Consider the following 23175-nt stretch of genomic DNA (forward strand, 5'->3'; position numbering starts at 1 on the left):
ACTATTGTGAAGAAAGGCAAGGTGCGACTGTTAACTAAAACGTTAGCAGTTGTGTCTTTGCTGGCGCCTGTTAGCGGCCATTCGTTAGGGATTGGCGATATTAAGTTACATTCGGCTCTTAATCAAAATCTGGATGCTGAAATTTCGTTATCACTGTCCGGCGAAAACGTATCCGACATCAAGGTCAATTTGGCTCCACCTGAAAAATTTAGTGAGGCGGGAGTATCATGGAACTATTTCCTGTCGAAAATTAAATTCGAAACGGTTACTCGTTCTAATGGCTCGGCAGTCATTAAGCTGACTTCGAAGGAAGCGTTAAAAGAACCTTTTTTGGATTTCCTGCTCGAAGTCAGCTGGCCCAAAGGCAGTTTGTACCGTGAATTTACCGTATTGGTGGACCCTCCATCAGTTTATAACCAGGCAAGCAGTCCCATTTCAACCAATATTGACAGCTATGCGCAAACGCCGGTTGCCGCGCCTCAACGGCAAGCGTATACAAATGGGCAAAGTAGTGACGGAGAATATGGCCCTACACTTGGAAACGATACGCTTTGGAGCGTGGCCGAACGCGCAAGAGGACAGAGCGACGTTTCTGTGGAACAAATGATGATGGCGATTTTTGAAGCTAATCCTCATGCCTTCTATAAGGGGAATGTTTATGCATTGACCACTGGAAAAATGCTCAAGATTCCTGAAAGAGAGGCCGTTCTAAAATTATCGCGAAACCAGGCATTAGAGGAGTTCAACCGACATACGAGAGCCTGGAAAACTCGCTCGGTTCCAGCCCAGGCGGAAACGGCAAAGAAAAAGCCGGTCTCGAGTCAAGTCGAAGAGCGCGTCCAGAGCAAAGCCGAAGAGATTGTCGATAATCAGTTAAAGCTGGTTGCCCCGGCCAAAGCGGTGGTCGCTGACCATGCCGTTGTCGCGCCGGTGAATGAGCAGGTAAGCGCCGAAAAGAAAACAGCCGATGCGTCGAAAGTAGTTAGTGGTAAGGCTGAAGGTGCGAGTGAAACCGCACCGGCAGATAGTGAGATACAAAGCAAGATAGCAGCGCTGGAAAAACAACTGGTGATGATGCAGGAGTTGATTGCATTAAAAGATCAACAGCTGGCGGCTTTGCAGAACCAAGTCCAAGTTCAGGCAAATCCTGTTGTTCAAGAGCGGGTAGTGCCTGCCGAGGCGGTAGCCAAACCTGTAGATCAAGCTGCGGTCGCTTCCCAACAAGCGGTTCCTAAACCCGCTGAGCAAACGCAACAAACGCAACAGGCGGCCCAACCGGGAGTGGACAGCTCATCTGACTTCTACTCGTTGGGCATGGGCGGCGCCGGAGCGATAGTTTTAACGCTGCTTGGCTGGCTTTGGTGGCGAAAACGTAAGGTCGATGAGGAAACGAATACCGAGAGTATGTTTGCCTCCACTCTGATTAAAATGCCTGAAGTCGATGAGCCTCTTACTGCACCGGTTGTCGAAGAGGGTGTGGTTCATAATGCGGGTACCGTCGGGGAAAGTTCTTTCTTAAACGAATTTACACCGAGTGATTTTGATTCATTCGACACCGACCAGGGGGAAATCGATCCTATATCCGAAGCTGATGTGTATCTTGCTTATGGCCGTTATCAGCAAGCTGAGGAATTGATACGTCAGGCGATTAAAGATCAGCCGAATCGTGATGAATGTAAGCTGAAGTTACTGGAGATTTTTTACGCCAACGAAGACAAAGCCGCTTTTGACGCCTACGCCAATGAACTGGCGGAGGCGGGCAAACGAAATGAGGCCGAGTTTTGGGAGCAAGCGACCGAAATGGGGCGTGATATTTGTCCTGATTCGCCATTGTTTTCTTCCGGTGACGATCTATTTGCGGTGGCTGGCGATGCGGACCTTGAGCATGGCGATGGAAGTATCGTTGTCGAAGGCGTCAACAGGGAAGCTGCAAATACGGGAGCGGTTTCTTTTGAGACGTTAGTCAATGAGAATGTTGTTAAGGAAGCAGTCGATGTTGACCGAGTTAAACATGATTCTTTTGTTGACGATCAGAAAAATAATGACGGCATAGATTTTGATTCAAGTTTGTTTTTGGCGGGTCTTAAAGAAACAGATGAAGCGGAAAAGGGCGTCATCGCTTCTGCCCCGCAATCGAATGCCTCTTCAGTAGCGCAGGTAGAAAATATTGATTTTGACTTAAATTCGTTTTCGACGAGCGCTGACGTTGAAACTGCGGATGAAGCGGAAAAGGACGACACGGCTTTCAGTTCGCAGTTAGACGGCCTCGACTTTGATTTGAGTTCGTTTTCGACGGACGTTAAAGCGGCGGATGAAGCGGAAAAGGACGACACGGCTTTCGGTTCGCAGTTAGACGATCTCGATTTTGATTTGAGCTTGTTTTCGGCGGACGCTGAAACTGCGGATGACGCGGAAAAGGGCGGCGCAGCTTCCAGCATGCAGATAGACGGCATTGATTTTGATTTAAGTTCATTTTCGAGTGGTGCTCAGGAAGCGGATGAGAAGACCGATAAAGATATTAATGCATCCGGTGGATTGTCGGGTATCACCTCGGTAGAAACAAACCCGGCCAACAAGAAGCAGGCGTTTGAATCGTATGAGTTTGATTTCAGTCCCAATCATGAAAGCGACGACCTTGATTTCAGTGCTTTGGAATCTGGCGATAAGAGCAGCAAGAATGTTGACTTTGATGCGGATAGAATCTTAGATTTTAATGATGATTTGGAAGGGGTGGGCGGCTTTGACTTTGATTTTGACTTGGACCTGCCTCTAACAACAAAAGGGAAGGATTCCAATCAATATGACGCCTTTGGCGTTTCCGATCTTACCGATATGGACGAGTTGGAAACCAAACTGGACTTGGCTAAAGCGTATATCGATATGGGGGATGCGGATGCCGCCAAAGATGTTGCCAGAGAAGTGCTTGAGCGGGGCACGGCCGAACAGAAAAAGACGGCCCAAGGATTACTTGACGAGTTGGATTAGTTGGATTTTGTTTCCCACAAAAAAAGCCCTAGAAGGGCTTTTTTTGTGGGACTAGGATTGGCCGAGAATACTCAGGATGGCTTTTTGGTGGCGAGTGAAATTTAAGATGCATTGCTGCAGCGTTAAAAAGTGCTGATGAGTGTCGGCATAATTGTTGTTTAACAGGCGGATTTCCAGATCGTTTGCCGGCTGTCGAATCTCGAGTAAGCCGCAAAAACTTACAGATCCGTTCAGTTTATGGGTAACTTCCCGGGCAAGATCATATTGACTGTTTTCCAGTGCATCTTTAATTTGAATAAGTTGTAGCGGTAATTCCTCGAACAGTTTTTCAAAAATGGTTAAAGCAAGATGAGGGTTGTTTTTGGTTTTGCCCAGGATTATTTGGGTATAATTAAAAACCGAAGCCTTTGTTTGCCAAATATCCAGGATCTCGTTAAGTCGTTCTTCCGTTATCGGTTTAATCAGCCAATCATCAAACTCCACTGGATATTGCTTCTCGTTTTGGGGCTTTTCCTTCCGATCAATGATAGCTATGATCGGTGTCTTGCTGTTTATACCGAGTGGATCTTTGAGGTAATCGATAAGCTCAGACTGCCTGGAGTGGCCATTTACAGTCAAGTCCAGCAGTATCAGGTCGAATTGAGTCGTTGCAATGAGTCTTAAAATGTCATCATGTTCGTTGGCGACAATAATGTTTTGATTGTGGCGTTTTGATGGCGAGCGGACCGTGTCGCCGGTTAGCAAGGCAATAAATTGTCCAGGCTGCTTGGTTTTTAAAGGCATTTTTATGTTTCCTGATAGAGGTGTCGGTTTTATGACGCTTTCATATTTTAAGATTGTGCCTCTTGCTGAATTTATTTGCTTAACTATTCGATACTTATAGGTGACGCTGAATGTAGTTAATTGTTGACATTTACAAGCATTCCTATCCTGTTCTTTTAAAAGGATCTTTTTTCTTGTATGATTTGGTTTTCTGATGTGGATCCATGATAGCATTCAACTGTTAATTAATGTTAGCGCAGGGATGAGCAGATTGAAGTTGCAATATAAATAATTGTTTATATATGTGTTATTGTTTTATGGTCTTTAAATTGCGTATTTATGGATTAAAATCGGAGGGGTTGCAACATGGCTGAACTTGAGCAAGAAGACGGAGAGGAAAAGAAATCTCCTAAAAAACTTATCATTATAATTGCCGCCGCATTGGTTTTATTGATTGCCGGGGGCGGTGTCACTTTCTTTCTTATGAAAGGGGATTCGTCTAAAGGGGAAAAAGTTGCACATGAAGACGGGGCCGCAGTTCATCCAGAAAAGCTCTATTTTGATATGAGTAAGCCCATTATTGTTGATTTTCCCTCCGGTTCAGCAGTCAAACATGGGAGGATTACGGTTTCCATGTTGGTTGAAGGCGCCGAAACTATTGATGTTCTGAAGAAAAATGAACCCATGATACAAAACAATTTGTTGATGTTGGTTGGCGCGCAGGACAGCAGTGTGCTAAATACCGCTGAAGGCAAAGAGATGTTGCGTAAAGCCATATTAGATGATGTGACCGCCGTTTTAGTAAAAATGTCAGGGAAGGGCAAGGTTGATGAAATATTTTTTACTTCGTTTGTAATGAAATAACTTATGAGTGATTTACTCTCACAGGCGGAAATTGATGCGCTGCTGAACGGTGTCAGCGACGGAGACATCGAAACAGAGGATGAGTCCGAGTTTTATTCTGAAGCGGATGACGAAGAATTTCATGAAAAAGGCGTTGTCAGGGAATATGACTTTGCCAGCCAGGAAAGAATTGTTCGCGGGCGTATGCCGACCTTGGAAATGGTTAACGAACGGTTTGCCAGGTTTATCCGTATTTCATTATTTAATTTCTTGCGCCGTTCGGCGGAAATTTTTATATCGGGCATTCAGGTTCAAAAGTTTTCCGAATATATACAAGGGTTGCTGGTTCCCACCAATCTGACGATTGTCCGGTTTAACCCCTTGCGCGGCAAGGCGTTGATCGTCATCGATCCGCGACTGGTTTTTACGGTGGTGGACAATTTTTTTGGCGGCGCAGGACAATTTTATAACCAGACCGAAGGCAGGGAGTTTACGCCGACCGAGATGCGTGTGGTCAGAATTATCATTGATATGATTTTCAAAGACTTGAAGGAAGCCTGGAAGCCGGTTATGGAGCTCGATTTTGAATATGTGGGCGCAGAAATCAATCCGCGGTTTGCCAATATTATCGGCCCTGGTGAGATTATTGTAATTTCCACTATTCATGTCGAGTTGGAAGGCGGAGGCGGCGATGTCAACATTGCTATGCCTTATGCGATGCTGGAACCGATCCGGGAATTGCTGGATGCCATCAGTAGCGACAGTGGCGAGGTTGACGGCAGCTGGCAGGCTGCTTTGCGCGGCGAAGTGCTGAGAGCGGAAGTGAGTATAAACAGTCTTCTGGTCGAAAAAAACATGACCATAAGAGACGTTATGCGGTTAAAAAAAGGCGATGTAATACCTATCGATATGCCGGAAACGGTGACTCTGAAAGCGGAAGGAATTCCCGTTTTTGAAGGCAAGGTCGGTATATCGGACGGCAATTATGCAATACAGATTATTGATAAGGTAAGATCTTGAATCAACCCGATGCACGCCGGGGTTTGATGGTAACAATATTAAATTGGGAAATAAGATGAGCGAATATCCAAATGCACCTGATGATGGGGAAACGGTTGATGATTTTGAGGCCGCCGCATTTCAGGAATTTAATAACCAGTTTGAAGATAAAAGATCGTCCTCGGTCTCAAGTGATGAAGTTAACCTGGATGTGATTTTGGACGTTCCGGTTACGATTTCGATGGAAATAGGCCGGACCCAGATTAACATCAGGAATCTTTTGCAGTTAAATCAAGGCTCTGTGGTTGAATTGGAGCGTTTCGCCGGGGAGCCGCTTGATGTGTTGGTAAACGGCACTCTGATTGCGCACGGTGAAGTGGTGGTGATCAATGATAAATTCGGTATTCGCTTAACCGATGTTATAAGCCCGTCGGAACGGGTTAAAAGATTAGCCTGATGCCTGGAAAAAAGTGCGTCGCTTGGTTGTTGTTCTTGTGGTTTTCTCCCAGCTTTGCCGCACCGGGCGCTGATGTACCGAAGCAAACCGTCAGGACAATTTCTTCCGGGGACATGCTCCATTGGGGGATTGGCCTGCTGATAGTTTTAGGCATTTTTTTTCTTTGTGTTTGGAGTATGCGCAAGTTAAGCGGGATTACCGCCTACGGCGCGGGAAAAATGCGTATTATCGGCAGCCTGTCGTTGGGTGTACGGGAAAGAGTTATTTTGCTCCAGATTGGAAAGAAACAGCTCGTTTTAGGCGTGACGCCGGGGCGCATAGACGCCTTGCATGTGCTGGAGGGCGACGATTGCCTGAACACCTCTGCCGGAATGCAGGAGGCATCGCCGTCTGCCGGCATAGACAACGGATTTGCGCAAAAATTGATGCAAGCCATGAAAGGACGGTCTGATGGCTAAAAACATTTTATTTCGCTTGCTGCTTATAGGCATTGCTTTTCTGTTTATCGAAACCCCCGCTTTCGCCGCCGCAGGGATTGAAGCGGTCACCGTGACTACAGGCAAGCAAGGCGCACAGACCTATACGGTAACAATCCAGATTCTGGCGTTAATGACCCTGTTAACGGTGTTGCCGGCGCTGTTGTTGACCATGACCTCGTTTACCCGGATCATGATTGTGCTGAGTTTGCTGCGAACAGCTCTAGGAACCGGGCAGGCGCCGAGCAATCAGGTGTTGTTAGGCTTGTCCATGTTTTTGACTATTTTCATCATGATGCCGGTCCTTGACAAGGTGAATGCAGAAGCCGTCCAGCCTTATCTTGAAGAGAAAATTGACGTGACTGTCGCCATGGAAAAGGCTTCAGAGCCATTTCGGCAATTTATGCTGAAACAGACCCGAGAGGCCGATCTGGAATTATTTATCAGGATTTCCGGCAATGATGAGTTGCAGTCAGCCGAAAATGTGCCGTTTTCGTTATTGCTGCCGGCTTTTGTAACCAGTGAATTGAAAACGGCATTCCAGATAGGTTTTCTGATTTTCCTGCCTTTTTTGATCATCGATCTGGTGGTCGCCAGCGTACTGATGTCCATGGGTATGATGATGTTGTCGCCGATGGTTATTTCCCTGCCGTTTAAAATCATGTTGTTTGTTCTTGCTGATGGCTGGTCTTTGATCATGGAAATGCTGGCGGCGAGTTTTTATGTTGTGTAGGGACGGCCGGCTGGCCGCCCATTCGAGGTAGTTTATGGCGCCGGAAACTGTTTATATGGTTGGGCAGGAAGCGATGATTGTTGCGGTCAAGCTGACTGCGCCGGTGTTGATTCCATCTTTGGCAGTAGGCCTGATTATCGCGATGTTTCAGGCGGCCACCCAGATTAATGAGTCGACGCTGACGTTTGTACCCAAGTTAATCGTTATAGCGATAGTTTTGATGCTGATGGGGCCGTCGATGCTGCAAATGTTCCTTGATTATTTTCAAGAATTGATCAGGGACATTCCACATTTGATTGGTTAAACATTGAACTTCACCGAAGAGCTGATTCTCGGTCAAACGGCGTCATTTATCTGGCCGTTAATGCGCATCAGTGCGATGTTTGTGTCCGTGCCGTTGTTTAGCATTCAGTCCGTGCCGGCCCGGGTCAGGCTGGTGCTTTCGGTGGCGATAACACTGGTCGTCATACCGTTGCTTCCGCCTTTGCCGACTGTCGAAATGTTCAGTTACACCGGATTGATGATGGCTATTGCCCAGGTCATGATCGGATTAACCAGCGGTTTTATTTTACAGCTGGCTTTTGCGGCGGTCGTTTTTGCCGGTCAAGGCATAGCATTAAGCATGGGCCTGGGCTTTTCGATGATGGTCGACCCGCAAAGCGGACAACAGGTGCCGGTAGTTGCGCAACTTTACACCGTCACCGCCACGTTAATTTTTATCAGTTTGAACGGACACTTGGTGTTGATACAAATGCTGCTGGACAGTTTTAAAACTTTGCCCATTAGCGTCGAGGGTATCAATGCGACCGGTATTTGGTCAATTATCGTTTGGAGCAGCCAGATGTTCTCCGGCGGGTTGTTGTTGTCCATGCCTATCGTCGCCAGCCTGTTGTTGGTTAATGTCATTTTTGGGGTTGCGGCCAGAGCGGCTCCGCAATTACAAATTTTTTCGGTAGGCTTCCCGGTGACGTTGATGCTGGGATTGCTGTTGGTTTGGAAAACGTTGCCTGATGTGCTGGATCAGTTTTCCGGAATGTTAACGGATGCCTACGAGTTGATCGGGCAGTTGTTGAGGTTGTAAGTTGTGGCTGAAGATTCTGATGAAGATAAAACCGAAGAACCCACCGGTAAGCGTTTAGAAGACGCCAAGAAAAAAGGTCAGATTGCCCGCTCCAGGGAGCTTAATACCTTTGCGATGATGATAGTAAGCGCCTCATTATTGCTTATGCAGGGAGAGAAAATCGGCCATGAACTGTTGGCAATGATGCGGACGGAGTTTCAATTGAGTCGTGCAAGTATTTTCGATCCGGCCACAATCATTGTGCATTTTAAACAAACGATGATTGACGGCGTCGTGATGTTTGCGCCGTTTTTTGCGCTAATGATTGTTGTCGCCATTATTGCCCCCATATCGATGGGCGGGTGGCTATTTAGCTGGGATGCGGTTTCACCGAAGTTCGGCAAAATGGATCCCATTAAGGGCATACCCCGGCTGTTTGCGATGCGGGGACAGATAGAGATGCTGAAAGCGATGTTGAAGATTTTATTGGTTTTTGGCGTCGCGGTTGCTTTGTACAGGTCCTATATAACCGAGTTGCTTGGCTTGGATGCCGAGCCGCTGGAACAATCGGTCGGCCATGCGCTAAATATCATCGGCATGTGTTTTTTACTGCTCAGCGCCTCGTTGGTCGTGATTGCGATGGTTGATGTGCCTTATCAGTTGTGGGATCACAATAAGAAACTGAAAATGACCTTGCAGGAAATCAAGGATGAGCATAAAGAATCCGAGGGCAGTCCCGAGGTGAAGGGACGGCAGCGCAGAATGCAAATGGATATGGCGCAAAACCGGATGATGGCGGAGGTGCCGAAAGCCGATGTTATTGTGACCAATCCCAGCCATTATGCGGTGGCCTTAAAGTATGACCAAAGTTCCAATAGTGCGCCGAAGCTGGTTGCCAAAGGTGTTGATTTGATAGCCGCGCAAATCCGTAATGTCGCTATAGGCGCCGATGTGCCGTTGGTGGCGTCGCCGCCTTTAGCCCGAGCCTTGTATTATTCAACCGAGCTGGACAGAGAGATACCGCAGGGGCTTTATTTGGCGGTAGCTCAAATACTCGCCTACGTTTATCAGTTAAAAGCGGCGCAGAAAAATGACTGGAGAGCACCATTGCCGCCGGAAGACATTAACGTGCCTGACGAATTTAAACGGGATTAACAGGGTATGGATTTTACTAAATTAAAAGCAGCATTGGGGGTATTGGGTAAGGCTGAGTTGGGCGCCCCATTAGTTATCGTGATGGTTTTGTCGATGTTGATAATTCCGTTGCCGGCGTTTGTGCTCGATCTGTTTTTTACCTTTAATATCGCCTTTTCGTTAATCATCCTGTTGGTTGTTGTTTATACGCTTAAACCGCTGGAGTTTGCATCATTTCCAACCGTTATTCTGCTGGCAACGATATTGCGCCTGGCGTTGAACGTGGCTTCGACGCGTGTCGTATTGATGGAAGGGCATAAGGGCGGCGACGCGGCCGGTAAGGTGATTGAGGCTTTCGGCGCTTTTGTTATCGGCGGCAACTTTGCCGTGGGTCTGGTGGTTTTTGCGATCCTCGTAATCATCAATTTCATGGTCGTTACCAAAGGCGCCGGGCGGATTGCGGAAGTCGGGGCTCGGTTTACGCTGGATGCGATGCCGGGCAAGCAAATGGCTATTGATGCGGATTTGAATGCCGGGTTGCTGACTCAGGACGAAGCCCGCGAGCGGCGCGCCGAAGTGGCGACCGAAGCGGATTTCTACGGTTCTATGGACGGTGCGAGCAAATTTGTCCGGGGCGATGCGATTGCCGGGATTATTATTTTATTTGTCAATATGATCGGCGGTTTGGCCATCGGCGTGCTTCAACACGATTTGAGTTTTGCCGAGGCTGGAAAAATTTATGTCTTACTGTCTATCGGTGACGGTTTAGTCGCTCAAATCCCTTCCTTGTTATTGTCGGTGGCATCGGCTTTGGTTGTGACCAAGGTCGGCAGCACCGGTGAGAATATCGGTCAGCAAGTTACCGCGCAGCTATTTGCGAATCCCAAGGCTTTGACGGTGACCGCGGCAGTGGTCGGCGCGTTGGGTATTATTCCGGGCATGCCTAATTTGGTTTTTATCTTGCTGGCTGGGGCTTTAGCCGGCGCCGCCTATTTAATTGAAAAGAAACAGAAAGACGCTGAATTGGTTACTCTTGATTATCCTCAGGAGATGACTCAGAACCTGCCTCCCCCTGAAACCAAGGAACTGGGCTGGGATGATGTAATGCCGGTTGATGTGGTCGGCCTGGAAGTGGGTTATCGGCTGATTCCGTTGGTGGACAAGAATCAGGGCGGGCAACTGATGGTCCGTATCAAAGGCGTAAGGAAAAAACTGTCCCAGGAATTGGGTTTTTTAATTCCGTCGGTGCATATTCGCGACAACCTTGACTTGAGTCCGACAGCCTACAGGATTTCTCTGATGGGCGTGACCGTAGGTGAAGCCGAAATCATGCCGGACATGGAAATGGCGATTAATCCGGGGCGTGTTTTCGGCACCTTAAAAGGCAGGGAGTGTCGGGATCCGGCTTTTGGCCTGGATGCGGTGTGGATAGAACCCAACCAGAAAGATCATGCGCAAACCCTGGGTTATACGGTGGTTGATCCCGGAACAGTGGTGGCGACCCATTTGAGTCATCTTTTGCAGTCGCATGCTCATGAGTTGTTCGGTTACGAAGAGGCACATAAAATACTCGACAATCTGGCTAAGTCAGCCCCCAAGCTGGTAGAGGATCTGGTGCCGAAAACATTACCGCTGGGTGTGGTGGTCAAGGTATTGCAAAACCTGCTACAAGAGCATGTGCCCATTAGGGATATGCGCAGCATAGTCGAAACTTTGGCGGAGTACGGGCTTAGAAGTCAAGATCCCGACATCTTGACGTCGGCGGTACGCGCGGCATTAGGCCGGCTAATTATTCATGAAATCAGTGGGATGCAGGATGAATTGCCGGTTATTACATTGGATCACGAGTTGGAACAGTTGTTGCATAAATCTCTGCAAACGGCAGGTGAAAGCGGTGTTGGGATCGAGCCGGGGTTAGCAGAACAAATGCATACGTCCTTGCAGGAAAGTATGCAAAAAATGGAAATGGAGGGACAGACGGCGGTGTTGCTGGTTTCTTCATATATCCGTCCGTGGTTATCCCGGTTCGTTCGCCACTCCATTCCCGGATTACATGTCTTGGCATACAATGAAATACCGGCGGATCGGCAGATCAAAGTAGTTTCAACAGTCGGACGACGAACATAGCACATGGGGCTAAATTATGAAGATTAAACGTTTTTTTGCAGCGGATATACGCCAAGCCATGCGAATGGTAAAAGAGGAGCTGGGCGCGGATGCAGTCATCATGTCAAACAAGTCTGTCGACGGCGGTGTTGAGATCGTTGCAGCGCGAGACTTTGATGAGCAACTGATTCAGAGCAAGTTGCAAAAACAGGCCGCAGAGCAACAGCCTCCTGCTCCTGCTCGGTCGTATCGCGATGCTTCCAGTCATGAAACTAGAAAACTCGATTTGCCTGATTTTGAAACGGAAAAAAATCATTTGCATGTGTTAAGCAGTCAAAGAAAACAAAGCGCGGAAGGATTCGTGCCCGAGCGCGCTCCGGTGCGGCAGCAACAACGATTCTCTAGCGATCACGAAACTTCATCCCTCCATAGCAACCGGGCGAATCGATTCCTTGCCGACTCCAATACTTCCAGCATTGCTAGTGGCCGCCGGAATATTGACGAATATGTGGGTTATGCGGAAAAAGTACATCTACGCGGCGCCTCTGAAACAGCAAGAGTCTCCAAACCGGTTGCGCCTGTTGCAAAAGAAAGGCCTATTCAACCTGCCAAGGCTGCGGCTCAGGCCTCTCGCGTGTCTTCTGTAGCGGAAGCAACCGAAAAACAGAACACTCTGGCGGATAACTTGTTAATGGAAATGAGCAAGGAACTGAAATCTTTAAGATCCGCGATGGATTCCAAATTGTCCAACGTCAGCTGGGCCGCCATGTCTCAAGCCAACCCGGTCAGGGCTGATTTGCTACAGCGTTTGGCCGGCATGAGTATTTCGAGAAAATTGAGTGTCAAAATCGCCAATCGCTTTGCCAACCACACCGACGCCGAACTGGTTTTTAGCCAAGCTCAAGAGCTGCTGGCTAAAGTATTGCCGGTGGCTGACGACGACTTGCTTCAGCACGGCGGTATTGCCGCGCTGGTAGGGCCTACCGGCGTCGGAAAAACCACAACGATCGCCAAACTGGCCGCCAAGTTCATTTTGAAACACGGACCAAGACAGGTTGCATTGATAACCACCGATAACTACCGTATCGGCGCTCATGAGCAATTGAGCACCTATGGACGTATACTTGACGTTCCGGTTCGGGTGGCGTCCAGCGCTGCGGAGTTACGCAATCTTATCGATGGTTTTGCAGACAAACGTCTTATTTTGATCGATACTGCCGGTATGAGCCAACGCAATATGAAGCTGGCCGAGCAGATTAATACCTTGCAACAAAGCGGACAACCTATTAGATCTTATCTGGTGATGTCGGCTGCGACTGAATACAAAGCTATGAATGAAATTATCAAAGCCTTCGAGGTTTTTGAGCCGCAAGCCAGTATTTTGACTAAACTTGACGAAGCGGCAACGATTGGCTCGGCGGTTTCTTCAATAATAGAGAATAACCTGCCGTTGTCGTTTATTGCCGACGGCCAGCAAGTGCCTGAAGATATGCACAGCCCTTGTGCCCGGACTTTAGTCGCGCAATGTGCGGCTGAGCTGGATGAGGAAAGCGATTATAACGATGAAAATAACGAAGCTTGGGTGGCGCAAGGCTATGCATAATCCACCTGACCAAGCAGCCGGAATAAGAAAAATGAATAAAATAAAACCTGTCCGAGTCATCGCAGTCACCAGCGGCAAAGGTGGAGTGGGCAAAACAAATCTATCGGTTAACGTCGGTATAGCGCTGTCTCAAATGGGGCAGAATGTAGTGTTAATGGATGCCGACATGGGTTTGGCTAATGTTGATATTCTGTTAGGCGTGTACCCCCAGTTCAACCTTTCCCATGTGCTGTCAGGCGAGAAAACATTAAATGAAATCATGATGGAAGGGCCGGCAGGTTTGAGAGTGATCCCCGGCGCTTCGGGCATTCAGAAAATGTCTGAGCTGACCACAATCGAACAAGCCTCAGTGATTCATGCGTTTAGCGAAATCGATCAAAATATCGACGTATTGATTGTCGATACCGCGGCCGGTATATCGGCAAGCGTGGTCAATTTTGCCCGCGCCTGCCAGGAAATTATCGTGGTTGTCTGCGATGAACCGACGTCGTTAACCGATGCTTATGCGTTCATTAAACTGCTTAACCGGGATTACGGTTTGTCCCATTTTCATGTGATAACCAATATGGTTCAAAGCGTTCAGCAAGGGCATGCGTTATTTCAAAAATTAAGCAAAGTAACCGATCGTTATCTCGATGTTACGCTGAAGTTTGCCGGTGCGGTGCCTTACGACGAATATTTGCGTAAGGCCGTTCAAAAACAAATGCCCGTAGTAATGGGCTTTCCCAGAAGCAAGGCCGCGCTTGCGCTGAAAACGATAGCCGCAAGAATTGACAGCTGGCCGCTGAAATCCCAGGCGGGCGGTTACATTGAGTTTTTTATTGAGAGAATGATTCAATACGGTTCCCAAAAGGATGTCGCATGAGCGGTGTGGCAATGTACACAGCGGTGCAAGCTGGAGGCACGGATGAACGTGTCATGCAGCATGCACCGTTAGTCAAGCGCATTGCCTACCACTTATTGAGCAGACTGCCTGATTCGGTCCAAGTCGATGACTTGATTCAGGCCGGGATGCTCGGCTTGCTGGAAGCCATCAAGAATTATGATGTTTCGCAGGGAGCCAGTTTTGACACCTATGCCGGTATCCGTATTCGGGGTGCTATGCTGGATGAGGTCAGGCGCAGCGACTGGACGCCTCGTTCCGTGCATAAAAAATCACGCATGGTTTCGGAGGCCATACGCACCATCGAGAACAGCACCGGCCGCGAGGCCAGAGACGCCGACGTGGCTGAGCATTTAGGCATAGCCATCGATGAATATAACCGCATACTCCAGGATTCAAGCAGCTGCCGCGTGTTCAGCGTCGAAGAATTGGCGCAAGATGGAGACCATTATCTCGATGAAGCCGTGGATCATGAAGAAGGTCTCGCGGACGCTTTAAGCCGTGAAGGTTTTGAGCAGGCGTTGGCAAACGCGATCGCAAGTTTGCCCGAACGTGAGCGTCTGGTTATATCGTTGTATTATGATGAAGAACTTAATTTGCGCGAAATCGGCGAAGTTTTGAATATTAGCGAATCCAGAGTCAGCCAAATCAGCACCCAGGCCGTACTGAGGCTGCGTTCAAGAATGTCCGAATGGACAAGCGATTAATGGTCTTCAGTCGCTCATCTGAAAACTAAAAATGGATATTTTAAGTATTGCCGGCATCTTGGTCGGTGTCGGCGCAATTCTGTTGGGAATCATACTGGATGGCGGCGACATCGATTCGTTGGTGAACGTGCCCGCGCTTATCATTGTGTTTGGCGGCACATTGGGGGCGACGCTGTTGCAATTTCCACCGGCTGTTTTTGTCAGAAGCGTCAAGATGCTGTCGTGGGTGTTAATCTCAAAACAAGTCGATCTGTCGGCGCAAATTGACAAGGTCATTTACTGGAGTCATCTGGCGCGCAAGGAAGGCTTGTTAGGTCTTGAAAATGCGATACCCGATGAGAAGGACCCGTTTATAAAAAAAAGTTTGCAGTTGCTGGTTGATGGAAATGAGTCCGACGCCATCCGCAACATATTGGATCTGGATATAGACGCCAAGGAAAGCACAGCCTTACAGGCGGTAGGATTGTACGAGGCGATGGGCGGCTATGCGCCGACCATCGGTATTCTCGGCGCGGTGATGGGCTTAATCCATGTGATGCAGAACTTGACCAACCCGGAGCTTTTAGGGGAAGGAATAGCCACGGCTTTTGTCGCGACAATCTATGGCGTGGGTTCGGCCAATCTTGTTTTTTTGCCGATCGCCAACAAATTAAAAAGCCATGTATTTGCATTGACCCAAGCCAAGGAAATGTTGGCAGAGGGTATTATTTCCATTGCAGAAGGCGAAAATCCCAGGAACATCAAGTTGAAACTGGGCGGCTATCTGAATGGCGCCTATAAAGACTAGGCTATGACTAGGCGCAGGAAGAGACATAGAGAGAACACTAATAATCATGACCGCTGGATGGTGTCATATGCAGATTTCATCACCTTGCTGTTTGCGTTTTTTGTGGTCATGTACGCAATCTCTTCGGTCAATGAAGGGAAATATAAAACGCTGTCCGATTCATTAGGCCATGCATTCTCGAATAACGGGCAGCAGGGCGATGAGATCGATCCTATTCAGATAGGGACTTTGCCGACGACGATAGATCCCATTCCATTGGAAAACCCTGCGACGGCAGACGTTGAAAAAAGACGGGAGCTGAGTGATGAAATTCTAAAAGAAAGACAGCAGTTGAGCCAGGTGTCCGATCAATTCGAGCAGGTTTTAACGCCCTTTATCGATGAAAAGCTGGTTTCAGTCAAGAAGCACGACTATTGGATAGAGTTGGAAATGAATAGCGAAATGTTATTCTTGAGCGGTGAGGCGGAATTATCCAAAAAAGCGATACCCGTGCTGAAGAAGATTGCCGAGGTGATTAATCCATTACCCAATATGGTTAATATTGAAGGTCATACCGATAATGTTCCTATCGATAACCTGAAGTTCAGGTCGAACTGGGATTTGTCATCGGCCCGTGCGACCAGCGTTGTGCATGAGTTGGTTAAGGAGGGAATTGTTCCTCCCCGTTTGTCGGCAATCGGTTATGGAGAATTTCATCCTATTGGCGATAACAAGACAGAGGAAGGGCGATTTAAAAACAGGCGGGTAGTTTTGGTGTTAATGGCTCAAGCTTTTGCCCGTTATGGCGCTAACGATGAAGAGCGCGCCAAGTTATTGAATTTGGCGCCGACAGTGGAGACTACCGTTCAGCCATGATACTGAATGTCTTAACAATAAAGTAAAAAGCCTGCTAATATTACGATTCACGCAATGTCAGTTACGGGAGGCCGATATGCTAGAAATACAACCGGTATTACCCTCTTTATCCGTCGTAAAGTCCCACAAGATTAAAAGGGATGATAGTTACCCTGAGAAACAACAGCCGCGTAGAAAAAAACAAGAAGTGGAAGAACTGGATGATGCAGAACCCATGCAACATATTGACGAGATTGTTTAATGAATAATCTTTTGATGATTGCCCTTATCGTTGAGGGCGCGGCGATTGCGATCATGCTGGTTGCGCTTTTCTGGCTGGCGCGTACCCTGCTGAAACTCAAGCACGACTATCACGTTCTTAATGATATTGTCCACGGCAACACCAATGATATTGCGGGTTTGTGTTCCGCTGCTTTGACCGTGGACAGCCGAATAGCCACAGTGGACAGCAAAATAGCCGTTGCGGACGAACATCTCGACGATCTGGCGGCAAAGATTGCGGAAGTCGGGCAACATGACCAGTCCTCTCACCCCTACAGCGGAGACATCCGCAAAGTAAGAAGCGGGGCCAGTGTCGACGAATTGATGCAAAATTCGGGATTAAGCCATGATGAAGCGGCTTTATTGATCCGTTTGCATGGTTCTAAAACCAAGCCGTGAAAAGACAGCACATAAAAAAGCCCGGCGAACCAAGTTAGCCGGGCTTTTTTATGTGGGATAGGCAAAATAACTATTTTAGTCTTCGCCGCTGAATACGCCCAGCAACTGCAACAAGCTCAGGAACAGGTTGTAGATAGACACGTATAACGAAACAGTCGCCAAAATGTAGTTGGTTTCGCCGCCGTGGATGATTTCACTGGTTTGGAATAGGATCATGCCGGACATCAGCAGAATAAACATGGCCGATACAGCCAGCGATAAAGCCGGGATAGCGAAAAACATCGCACCAAGACCCGCCAGAAACGCCACCAGAACGCCGACCATCAGGAAGCCGCCCATAAAGCTGAAATCTTTGCGCGTTGTTAAGGCGTAGCCGGAAAGTCCCAGGAATATCACGCCAGTGCCGCCTAATGCGGTCATAATCAGTTCGTGACCGTTACTGAATGCGGCAACGTACATGGATAAAATAGGGCCCAGCGTTAACCCCATAAAACCGGTCAAAGCAAAAACAAAAACCAGTCCCAAGCTGCTGTTGCTGAATTTGGTCGTCAAGAACAGCAGGCCGAAATAACCAACCAGCGTAATGATCGGGCCAAAATGCGGCAGATTCAGGACCATTGCAGCGCCTGCCGTCATCGCGCTGAAAAGCAATGTCATCGACAACAACAGGTAAGTGTTTCTCAATACTTTATTGGTAGCCAGAACACTAGCTTCCGAGCGAGGAATGGCGGTATTTAGTCTCATTTTATATGGACTCCTAAAAAATAAACGGTTAACAAAAAAGATACGGACCTTTAAATCTTACAAGAGTTTGCCCGTATCGGTAAGAATATTTAGTAGAATAGCATATTACTGACAAAATGATTTTTCACAACGACGGATTATGACAGAAAATAGACAAATAACGCCTTATCAAGCGATAGGCGGTGAGGCCGCGATACTTGGCCTGGTGGACCGGTTTTATTTCTTTATGGACGCTTTGCCCGAAGCCGCCGGTATTCGCGCCATGCATGCGGCGGATTTGTCGGGCGCGCGCACCAAGCTGTTCAAGTTTTTGTCGGGCTGGCTGGGCGGTCCCGACTTGTTTGTGCAGGAATTCGGACATCCAAGGTTACGGCAGCGGCATTTCCCCTTTGCGATTGACGAGTCGGCAAGAGACCAATGGATGTTGTGCATGAATAAAGCCTTAGATGAAATGCCCATGGATGCGAATTTCAGGGAAAATGTACGCCAGGCATTGCAGCAGCTGGCGACGCACATGATTAATCAGGATGAATAGGGCGCGTGACACAATAAACCAACGTTGTTTATATCAGAGCAAATACTATTTCTTACCTCAGTCACATAGAGAGCCGTCATTTCTAACTTGCCATTCTCTTATCAAATCCGGCGTAGTCAGCGGGCCACGCAGACGCGCATCATCGTGACGCCCGGCAAAGTCGAAGTCGTCGCACCGGTAAAAGTTGCCGAACATAAAATTCATCAATTCGTTCAGTCCAAGCAGCAGTGGATAGTCCAGGCGATGGATAAAATCGCAGCTAAAACTCATCAACATAAAACCTTAGCGCCCACTGTTTACGGGCATGGCGCCGACATTCCTTATCAGGGGGAATCGTATAAATTGGCGGTGCGGCCGACAAAATTAAAAAGGATAAAAATAGAATTTAGCCGGGAATTTATTGCCCACGTTCCCGACGCCTTGATGATTCAAGACCACAGCGCCGAGATAAAGGATGCGCTTATCCGCTGGATGAAAAAGGAATCGAAAATCCAGGTGGAGCAGCTGGTAAACCGTCATGCGGAAAGAAAGCAGCTATTTCCGCAGACCATTAAAATCAAGACCCAAAAAAGCCGGTGGGGCAGTTGCGGCATTCATAACGACATCAACATCAATTGGCTGTTAATCATAGCTCCGCCCGAAGTATTGGAATACGTCGTGGTCCACGAGCTTTGCCATATCAAAGTCAGGAACCATTCCGCCCATTTCTGGGCCTTGGTTGCCGAACATTTGCCGGACTACCAAAGCCGCAGGCATTGGCTGAAAAAGCATGGCGGCAGTTTGATGATGGGCTTGTGATGAGCGGGGCGTTAATACCAAATCCTCATTCCCACCACGCCGCGCAAACTGTGATGATGTTCGCGCAGCGATTCTTCCTCGACATAATCGAAACCGATATACGGCGCGAACTCACGCTCGATCTCGTAACGTAAGCGCATGCCGGCTTCAAGTTCGGTCACGCCCGCCTTTACGCCGCGAATTTCCAAATCCGATGCCGCGACATTGACCTCAAATCTCGGTGCAAGAATCAGGCGCTGCGTCAACAACAGTTCGTAGCCCAAACTCAAGCGGCCCAATACATTGCCGGTATCGGTTATAAACATGGCGCTGTCAACCTCGATGAAGTACGGCGCCAAACCTTGAAAGCCGATCACTGCGTCAAACGTCCGTTCAGGTTCGAACGCCCGCCGCGCGCCGATCTGGAAATCCCAAAAGGTATCGACATTGCGGCTGTACAGCATTTGCAAATCGGCGCGGCCGAAAATATCCTGGTCGCCGGAATAGTCGCCCTCGGTTTTCAGCCACAGCTTGTGGTCGTCGTTACCGATCCAGTGCTGCACGTCCCATTTGAACAGGTGCAGATCCTGGTTGCCCTCGTATTCCAGGCGCTCGGCCTTGAAATGACTGAAAATTTCGTCATCGCCGTGCGCGTAAGCTTGGCTCTGCCAGAATACCCACAGCAGGCATAACCAGACTTTATTCATGACCGGACTCCGCTTTCTCGACGATCAGTTTACGGAACATGCCGGTATCCATGTGATACAGCAAATGACAATGAAACGCCCATTCGCCCTCGGCGTCGGCCGGCACATCGACGCTCACCGTTTCGCCGGGCTTGACGTTGACCACATGTTTCTTCGGGTTGTACATGCCGTTGCCGTTATCCAGGTATTGCCAAAGGCCGTGGATGTGAATCGGATGGTTCATCATGGTTTCGTTGACGTAATGAAAACGAATCCGCTCGCCCAGTTTGACTCGGATCGGTTCGGCGTCGGAATATTTAACATCGTCGAACGACCAGATGTAGCGGTTCATGTTGCCGGTCAAACGCAACGTGATTTCCCGGTCCGGCGCTCCCATCAGTCCATGCTCAGGTATTGCGGATTTTAAATGCCGATAGTTTAAGATCGGGTAAGATGCGGCGGGCGTTTCAGTTTCAGGCATCGCTTGATGTGACAGATGCCCGGCATGTGGATCATGCGTCGGTTGCGGGTTGTCGGCCGCCGGCTGGTCATGGCCTTGATGCGAGCCGTGGCCGCCGTGCGCGCCGCCCATCTCGGCCAGCGTCAATAGTTTCAACGGGCGTAACGGCGGAACCGCCGCCGTCAAATCCTCGCGCGGCGTCAGCGAAGCATGGGCATAACCGCTGCGATCCAACGCTTCGGCGAAAATACTGTAAGCCTGCTCGCTTTGCGGCTCGACTATTACGTCGTAAGTTTCGGCAACCGCAATGCGGAACTCCTCGACCTCGATTGGCGATACCGCTTGACCGTCTGCGGCGATCACTCGCATTTTTAAACCCGGTATGCGCAGATCGAAATGGGTCATCGCCGAGGCATTGATAAAACGCAGGCGCAGCTTTTCGCCGGGCCGGAACAGATACGTTTTATGCCTGTCCGGCGTCCGGCCGTTGATCAAAAAATGATAAGTCGCGCCGGTCACATCGGCCAGATCGGTTGGCTCCATCCGCATTTGTCCCCAGGCCAGCCGGTCGGCGGCGGTGTCCGAAAATCCCAATCGTTGGATGTCGGTAAAAAAGTCGCCGACGGTACGTTTTTGAAAGTTGTAATAATCGCTCTGCATTTTCAGTCGCGACAAGGTGCGGTGCGGGTCGGCTTCGGGCCAATCGGAAAGCATCACCACATAATCTCTATCGGCAGGTTGATGGTCATGCTTGGGGTCGATGACGATGGCGCCGAAGAGCCCCTGTTGTTCCTGAAACCCGGAATGTCCGTGATACCAGTAAGTGCCGCTTTGCTTGACTTGAAATCGATAGGTAAAGGTCTGGCCGGGCGCAATGCCGCCGAAACTGATGCCCGGCACGCCGTCCATTTGATACGGCAACACGATGCCGTGCCAGTGGATTGAAGTCTGTTCTTTCAAGTTATTGGTGACCTGCAAAGTCACCTGTTCGCCTTCCCGCCAATGCAAGGTCGGCGCCGGCAAGCTGTCGCCGGCAACGACCGCCTGTTGCGGTAGGCCGATCAAATTGACGGATTTTTCATCAATCTGGAGATGGTAAGTGTCGGCAGACGCACAATGCCAGCTGTTTAAGAAGCCGATCACGGCAACTTTCAAAAGGAGCGGATATTTGAGTTTTGCCATAGTGTTTACATGCAGTTTATTGCGGATAGGGAAGCCAGGCTTAAACATTGATGTTGGATTATACCCCGCAGCCCGCGTAGGTGCTTACCAAATGGATAAGCGTTAGACTTCAGCTTCAGTTTTTAGGGTCGACAGTTAGACCGGCTTCAGTTGCGGGTATCGAATGCGTAATATGTTGCAGAACATTCGGTAAGTTAGACATAAATGTAGGCCATGATGGTTGAGTATGTGATAATGCGGCGACTCAGCGATCTAGTCCGCCTCTTAATTACGGCCCGAACCACCTATCACAGACCAGTATATGTTTCATAATTCCCGTTCAAGTCACCTGAATATTCCAAGCTCGAGTTGGCTAAGCTTTATTGGCGCAAGCGCCCTTATTGTTGCAAGCGTCTTTGCGCCAAGCGCGGCTCATGCCTTTTCCGAAGACATCTGCTTTCATTATGTCGATCCGCAGGCGAAATCGGGGGATGTTATCCCGTATGCATTTAATTGTTGGAATGTCCAATGCACCGACAGCCCCAAGCCGGAAAACGCACCGGCAGGTTGTGTGGTAAAAGGCACGGGAAGATACCTCAAGGCCACGATAGAAAAAGGCCTGCATGCCAGAAACACCTTGCATTTTGACTCGCTTTTTTTGTTTTCCAGAATGCTGGGACTGAGCTTCGACGATGCTTTCGATACCGCAGCCTATTCTGAGGCCACCGATCTGGTGGGGGGCTATGTGAATACCGATCAGTATGGCAAGGCGATGACGGCTCGGAAAACCGACAATTTACAGGGAATTACCCGCTTAAATACCCAAACAGGCGGCTATTCCTATCATTTCGTGCCTTGGCTGCGCACCGAAGGTCATGCACTCAGCACGTCTTTGACCTATGACAAGGCCTACCTGCGGCACGGGCAAACATCGCCCTACGCCAATAGCGAAGCATTGATCAACCACCTGCGCGTATGGGCCTTCGGAAGACGGCAGACCCTGTGCGATTTTGGGTTGATGAAAGACCAGAACAATCCTTTGTCGGCCTGTTTTACCGAAGATGACAAGAAAACGATTTTTGTCTCTATCCCCTATGTTTTCATCGATTGCGACAAATGCAGAGGCGAAAACACCTTCAAGGTCGCCTGGCAAAAAATATCCCCCACCAATGCCGGCACTTGTACCGACATCGACAGCGACAATACTGCGGAAGTCTGCGTTTACGATCCCGACTACGCGGCCAAAATTCACGGCACAGCCAAAAGTCTGGGCATCTACCTGCATGTGATGGCGGATCGATTGTCCCACGATCACTGCACAAACCCCGCCTTCATTACCGAGGGCTGGGACAGGAAACAGCCGGTACCGGAGAAGATGACACCCGGTACCGACTATTCCGTCTGGTTCCCTGACTCATGCGGCACGATCAACCACATGGAGAAGCATTATCCTGAGACCGGACACAAGAAATTGCCCCTGCGATCAGTAAAAACACTGGCTTTTAGCTATCTTGAAATTCAGGACTGGGTCAAGGCAAGCAAGTACTTTGCAAGCCACCCGCAACAAAGAGCCGCGACGCCCAGACCCGGCTACCCAAAACTGCATGAAACCCAAAAAATTGTTCAAATGGTCGGCAATGCGTTAAAGCAGGCCGATGCGGGCGATCGCAACAAGGCGCTTTGCGAAATTGCGCTAAACGGCTATGGCATCACGCCTTGGCATGACGGCAGTACGGATTGCAAATATCCCGCTAAATAAGGA

General features: G+C 48.9%; 24 protein-coding genes. 20 read left to right on the top strand and 4 right to left on the bottom strand.

Features of this window, described 5'->3' with window-relative positions; genetic code table 11:
• Positions 1-6: 6 nt before the first annotated feature.
• Complete coding sequence (locus V3O24_RS03695; protein WP_331306266.1) at positions 7-2985, top strand: FimV/HubP family polar landmark protein; 2979 nt, start codon at positions 7-9, stop codon at positions 2983-2985.
• A gap of 51 nt (positions 2986-3036) precedes the next feature.
• On the opposite strand, the gene V3O24_RS03700 is transcribed toward V3O24_RS03695, so the two are convergent.
• The gene (locus V3O24_RS03700; protein WP_331306267.1) at positions 3037-3981 is read right to left on the bottom strand and encodes an Hpt domain-containing protein; all 945 of its coding nucleotides are present in this window, start codon (positions 3979-3981) and stop codon (positions 3037-3039) included.
• A 132-nt stretch (positions 3982-4113) separates the two neighbouring features.
• Between V3O24_RS03700 and V3O24_RS03705 the strand changes: the two genes are divergently transcribed.
• The 16 genes from V3O24_RS03705 to V3O24_RS03780 all read left to right on the top strand — a co-directional run bounded on the left by V3O24_RS03705 (position 4114) and on the right by V3O24_RS03780 (position 17050).
• Entirely contained in the window at positions 4114-4611 is a 498-nt protein-coding gene (locus tag V3O24_RS03705) for a flagellar basal body-associated FliL family protein (protein ID WP_331306268.1), read from the top strand.
• Positions 4612-4614: 3 nt separating this feature from the next.
• Positions 4615-5610 carry a flagellar motor switch protein FliM gene (gene fliM, locus V3O24_RS03710; protein ID WP_104424745.1) on the top strand — a complete coding sequence of 332 codons (996 nt, stop codon included), beginning with the start codon at positions 4615-4617 and terminating at the stop codon, positions 5608-5610.
• 55 nt (positions 5611-5665) lie between these two features.
• On the top strand, positions 5666-6046 hold the full coding sequence (gene fliN / locus V3O24_RS03715; protein ID WP_104424744.1) for a flagellar motor switch protein FliN: 381 nt from the start codon (positions 5666-5668) through the stop codon (positions 6044-6046).
• The gene (fliO, locus tag V3O24_RS03720; RefSeq protein ID WP_331306269.1) at positions 6046-6504 is read left to right on the top strand and encodes a flagellar biosynthetic protein FliO; all 459 of its coding nucleotides are present in this window, start codon (positions 6046-6048) and stop codon (positions 6502-6504) included. The genes fliN and fliO overlap by 1 nt, the downstream gene beginning before the upstream one ends.
• Positions 6497-7255 (top strand): flagellar type III secretion system pore protein FliP, encoded by a 759-nt coding sequence (gene fliP, locus V3O24_RS03725; RefSeq protein ID WP_104424742.1) that lies wholly within the window; start codon positions 6497-6499, stop codon positions 7253-7255. The genes fliO and fliP overlap by 8 nt, the downstream gene beginning before the upstream one ends.
• Before the next feature lie 34 nt (positions 7256-7289).
• Positions 7290-7559 (top strand): flagellar biosynthesis protein FliQ, encoded by a 270-nt coding sequence (gene fliQ / locus V3O24_RS03730; RefSeq protein WP_104424741.1) that lies wholly within the window; start codon positions 7290-7292, stop codon positions 7557-7559.
• A 3-nt stretch (positions 7560-7562) separates the two neighbouring features.
• Complete coding sequence (gene fliR, locus V3O24_RS03735) at positions 7563-8336, top strand: flagellar biosynthetic protein FliR (protein WP_331306270.1); 774 nt, start codon at positions 7563-7565, stop codon at positions 8334-8336.
• Between the two features lie 3 nt (positions 8337-8339).
• On the top strand, positions 8340-9470 hold the full coding sequence (gene flhB, locus V3O24_RS03740) for a flagellar biosynthesis protein FlhB (RefSeq protein ID WP_104424739.1): 1131 nt from the start codon (positions 8340-8342) through the stop codon (positions 9468-9470).
• Between the two features lie 6 nt (positions 9471-9476).
• Complete coding sequence (gene flhA / locus V3O24_RS03745; protein ID WP_331306271.1) at positions 9477-11576, top strand: flagellar biosynthesis protein FlhA; 2100 nt, start codon at positions 9477-9479, stop codon at positions 11574-11576.
• A 16-nt stretch (positions 11577-11592) separates the two neighbouring features.
• Entirely contained in the window at positions 11593-13158 is a 1566-nt protein-coding gene (gene flhF, locus V3O24_RS03750; RefSeq protein WP_331306272.1) for a flagellar biosynthesis protein FlhF, read from the top strand.
• A 31-nt stretch (positions 13159-13189) separates the two neighbouring features.
• The gene (locus V3O24_RS03755) at positions 13190-14023 is read left to right on the top strand and encodes a MinD/ParA family protein (RefSeq protein WP_104424803.1); all 834 of its coding nucleotides are present in this window, start codon (positions 13190-13192) and stop codon (positions 14021-14023) included.
• Positions 14020-14748: an RNA polymerase sigma factor FliA gene (locus V3O24_RS03760; protein WP_104424736.1), complete on the top strand. Its 729-nt coding sequence runs from the start codon at positions 14020-14022 to the stop codon at positions 14746-14748. The genes V3O24_RS03755 and V3O24_RS03760 overlap by 4 nt, the downstream gene beginning before the upstream one ends.
• A 31-nt stretch (positions 14749-14779) precedes the next feature.
• The gene (locus tag V3O24_RS03765) at positions 14780-15535 is read left to right on the top strand and encodes a flagellar motor protein (protein ID WP_104424735.1); all 756 of its coding nucleotides are present in this window, start codon (positions 14780-14782) and stop codon (positions 15533-15535) included.
• 3 nt (positions 15536-15538) lie between these two features.
• Positions 15539-16390, top strand: a complete 852-nt coding sequence (gene motD / locus V3O24_RS03770) for a flagellar motor protein MotD (protein ID WP_104424734.1) — start codon at positions 15539-15541, stop codon at positions 16388-16390.
• Positions 16391-16466: 76 nt separating this feature from the next.
• Positions 16467-16631 carry a hypothetical protein gene (locus V3O24_RS03775; RefSeq protein ID WP_181049917.1) on the top strand — a complete coding sequence of 55 codons (165 nt, stop codon included), beginning with the start codon at positions 16467-16469 and terminating at the stop codon, positions 16629-16631.
• The gene (locus V3O24_RS03780; protein WP_104424733.1) at positions 16631-17050 is read left to right on the top strand and encodes a DUF2802 domain-containing protein; all 420 of its coding nucleotides are present in this window, start codon (positions 16631-16633) and stop codon (positions 17048-17050) included. Before V3O24_RS03775 ends, V3O24_RS03780 begins: the two co-directional genes overlap by 1 nt.
• Positions 17051-17125: 75 nt before the next feature.
• On the opposite strand, the gene V3O24_RS03785 is transcribed toward V3O24_RS03780, so the two are convergent.
• A complete protein-coding gene (locus V3O24_RS03785) occupies positions 17126-17794 on the bottom strand; it encodes a Bax inhibitor-1/YccA family protein (RefSeq protein ID WP_104424732.1) in 669 nt (222 codons plus the stop codon).
• 139 nt (positions 17795-17933) lie between these two features.
• On the opposite strand from V3O24_RS03785, the gene V3O24_RS03790 reads away from it, so the two are divergent.
• Entirely contained in the window at positions 17934-18329 is a 396-nt protein-coding gene (locus V3O24_RS03790; RefSeq protein ID WP_104424731.1) for a group II truncated hemoglobin, read from the top strand.
• Positions 18330-18416: 87 nt separating this feature from the next.
• Positions 18417-19127 carry a SprT family zinc-dependent metalloprotease gene (locus V3O24_RS03795; RefSeq protein WP_308555386.1) on the top strand — a complete coding sequence of 237 codons (711 nt, stop codon included), beginning with the start codon at positions 18417-18419 and terminating at the stop codon, positions 19125-19127.
• A gap of 11 nt (positions 19128-19138) precedes the next feature.
• Here V3O24_RS03795 and V3O24_RS03800 read toward each other — a convergent pair whose 3' ends face one another.
• Together V3O24_RS03800 and V3O24_RS03805 are read right to left on the bottom strand one after the other, a co-directional pair.
• Positions 19139-19813 (bottom strand): copper resistance protein B, encoded by a 675-nt coding sequence (locus V3O24_RS03800; protein ID WP_331306273.1) that lies wholly within the window; start codon positions 19811-19813, stop codon positions 19139-19141.
• On the bottom strand, positions 19806-21434 hold the full coding sequence (locus tag V3O24_RS03805) for a copper resistance system multicopper oxidase (protein ID WP_331306274.1): 1629 nt from the start codon (positions 21432-21434) through the stop codon (positions 19806-19808). The genes V3O24_RS03800 and V3O24_RS03805 overlap by 8 nt, the downstream gene beginning before the upstream one ends.
• A gap of 301 nt (positions 21435-21735) precedes the next feature.
• Between V3O24_RS03805 and V3O24_RS03810 the strand changes: the two genes are divergently transcribed.
• Positions 21736-23172, top strand: coding sequence for a hypothetical protein (locus V3O24_RS03810; protein WP_331306275.1), 1437 nt, complete (start codon positions 21736-21738; stop codon positions 23170-23172).
• The last annotated feature ends 3 nt before the right edge of the window (positions 23173-23175 follow it).

Origin of the sequence: Methylobacter sp. Wu8 (assembly GCF_036440755.1) — a bacterium.
In the GTDB taxonomy this organism is placed as follows: Bacteria; Pseudomonadota; Gammaproteobacteria; order Methylococcales; family Methylomonadaceae; genus Methylobacter_A; species Methylobacter_A tundripaludum_A.

Coding starts and splice junctions, on each gene's coding strand:
- V3O24_RS03700 (WP_331306267.1), bottom strand. CDS start 3,981: ATGCTATCATGGATCCACATCAGAAAACCAAATCATACAAGAAAAAAG.
- V3O24_RS03705 (WP_331306268.1), top strand. CDS start 4,114: ATGGCTGAACTTGAGCAAGAAGACGGAGAGGAAAAGAAATCTCCTAAA.
- fliM (WP_104424745.1), top strand. CDS start 4,615: ATGAGTGATTTACTCTCACAGGCGGAAATTGATGCGCTGCTGAACGGT.
- fliN (WP_104424744.1), top strand. CDS start 5,666: ATGAGCGAATATCCAAATGCACCTGATGATGGGGAAACGGTTGATGAT.
- fliO (WP_331306269.1), top strand. CDS start 6,046: ATGCCTGGAAAAAAGTGCGTCGCTTGGTTGTTGTTCTTGTGGTTTTCT.
- fliP (WP_104424742.1), top strand. CDS start 6,497: ATGGCTAAAAACATTTTATTTCGCTTGCTGCTTATAGGCATTGCTTTT.
- fliQ (WP_104424741.1), top strand. CDS start 7,290: ATGGCGCCGGAAACTGTTTATATGGTTGGGCAGGAAGCGATGATTGTT.
- flhA (WP_331306271.1), top strand. CDS start 9,477: ATGGATTTTACTAAATTAAAAGCAGCATTGGGGGTATTGGGTAAGGCT.
- flhF (WP_331306272.1), top strand. CDS start 11,593: ATGAAGATTAAACGTTTTTTTGCAGCGGATATACGCCAAGCCATGCGA.
- V3O24_RS03755 (WP_104424803.1), top strand. CDS start 13,190: ATGAATAAAATAAAACCTGTCCGAGTCATCGCAGTCACCAGCGGCAAA.
- V3O24_RS03760 (WP_104424736.1), top strand. CDS start 14,020: ATGAGCGGTGTGGCAATGTACACAGCGGTGCAAGCTGGAGGCACGGAT.
- V3O24_RS03765 (WP_104424735.1), top strand. CDS start 14,780: ATGGATATTTTAAGTATTGCCGGCATCTTGGTCGGTGTCGGCGCAATT.
- motD (WP_104424734.1), top strand. CDS start 15,539: ATGACTAGGCGCAGGAAGAGACATAGAGAGAACACTAATAATCATGAC.
- V3O24_RS03775 (WP_181049917.1), top strand. CDS start 16,467: ATGCTAGAAATACAACCGGTATTACCCTCTTTATCCGTCGTAAAGTCC.
- V3O24_RS03780 (WP_104424733.1), top strand. CDS start 16,631: ATGAATAATCTTTTGATGATTGCCCTTATCGTTGAGGGCGCGGCGATT.
- V3O24_RS03785 (WP_104424732.1), bottom strand. CDS start 17,794: ATGAGACTAAATACCGCCATTCCTCGCTCGGAAGCTAGTGTTCTGGCT.
- V3O24_RS03790 (WP_104424731.1), top strand. CDS start 17,934: ATGACAGAAAATAGACAAATAACGCCTTATCAAGCGATAGGCGGTGAG.
- V3O24_RS03800 (WP_331306273.1), bottom strand. CDS start 19,813: ATGAATAAAGTCTGGTTATGCCTGCTGTGGGTATTCTGGCAGAGCCAA.
- V3O24_RS03805 (WP_331306274.1), bottom strand. CDS start 21,434: ATGGCAAAACTCAAATATCCGCTCCTTTTGAAAGTTGCCGTGATCGGC.
- V3O24_RS03810 (WP_331306275.1), top strand. CDS start 21,736: ATGTTTCATAATTCCCGTTCAAGTCACCTGAATATTCCAAGCTCGAGT.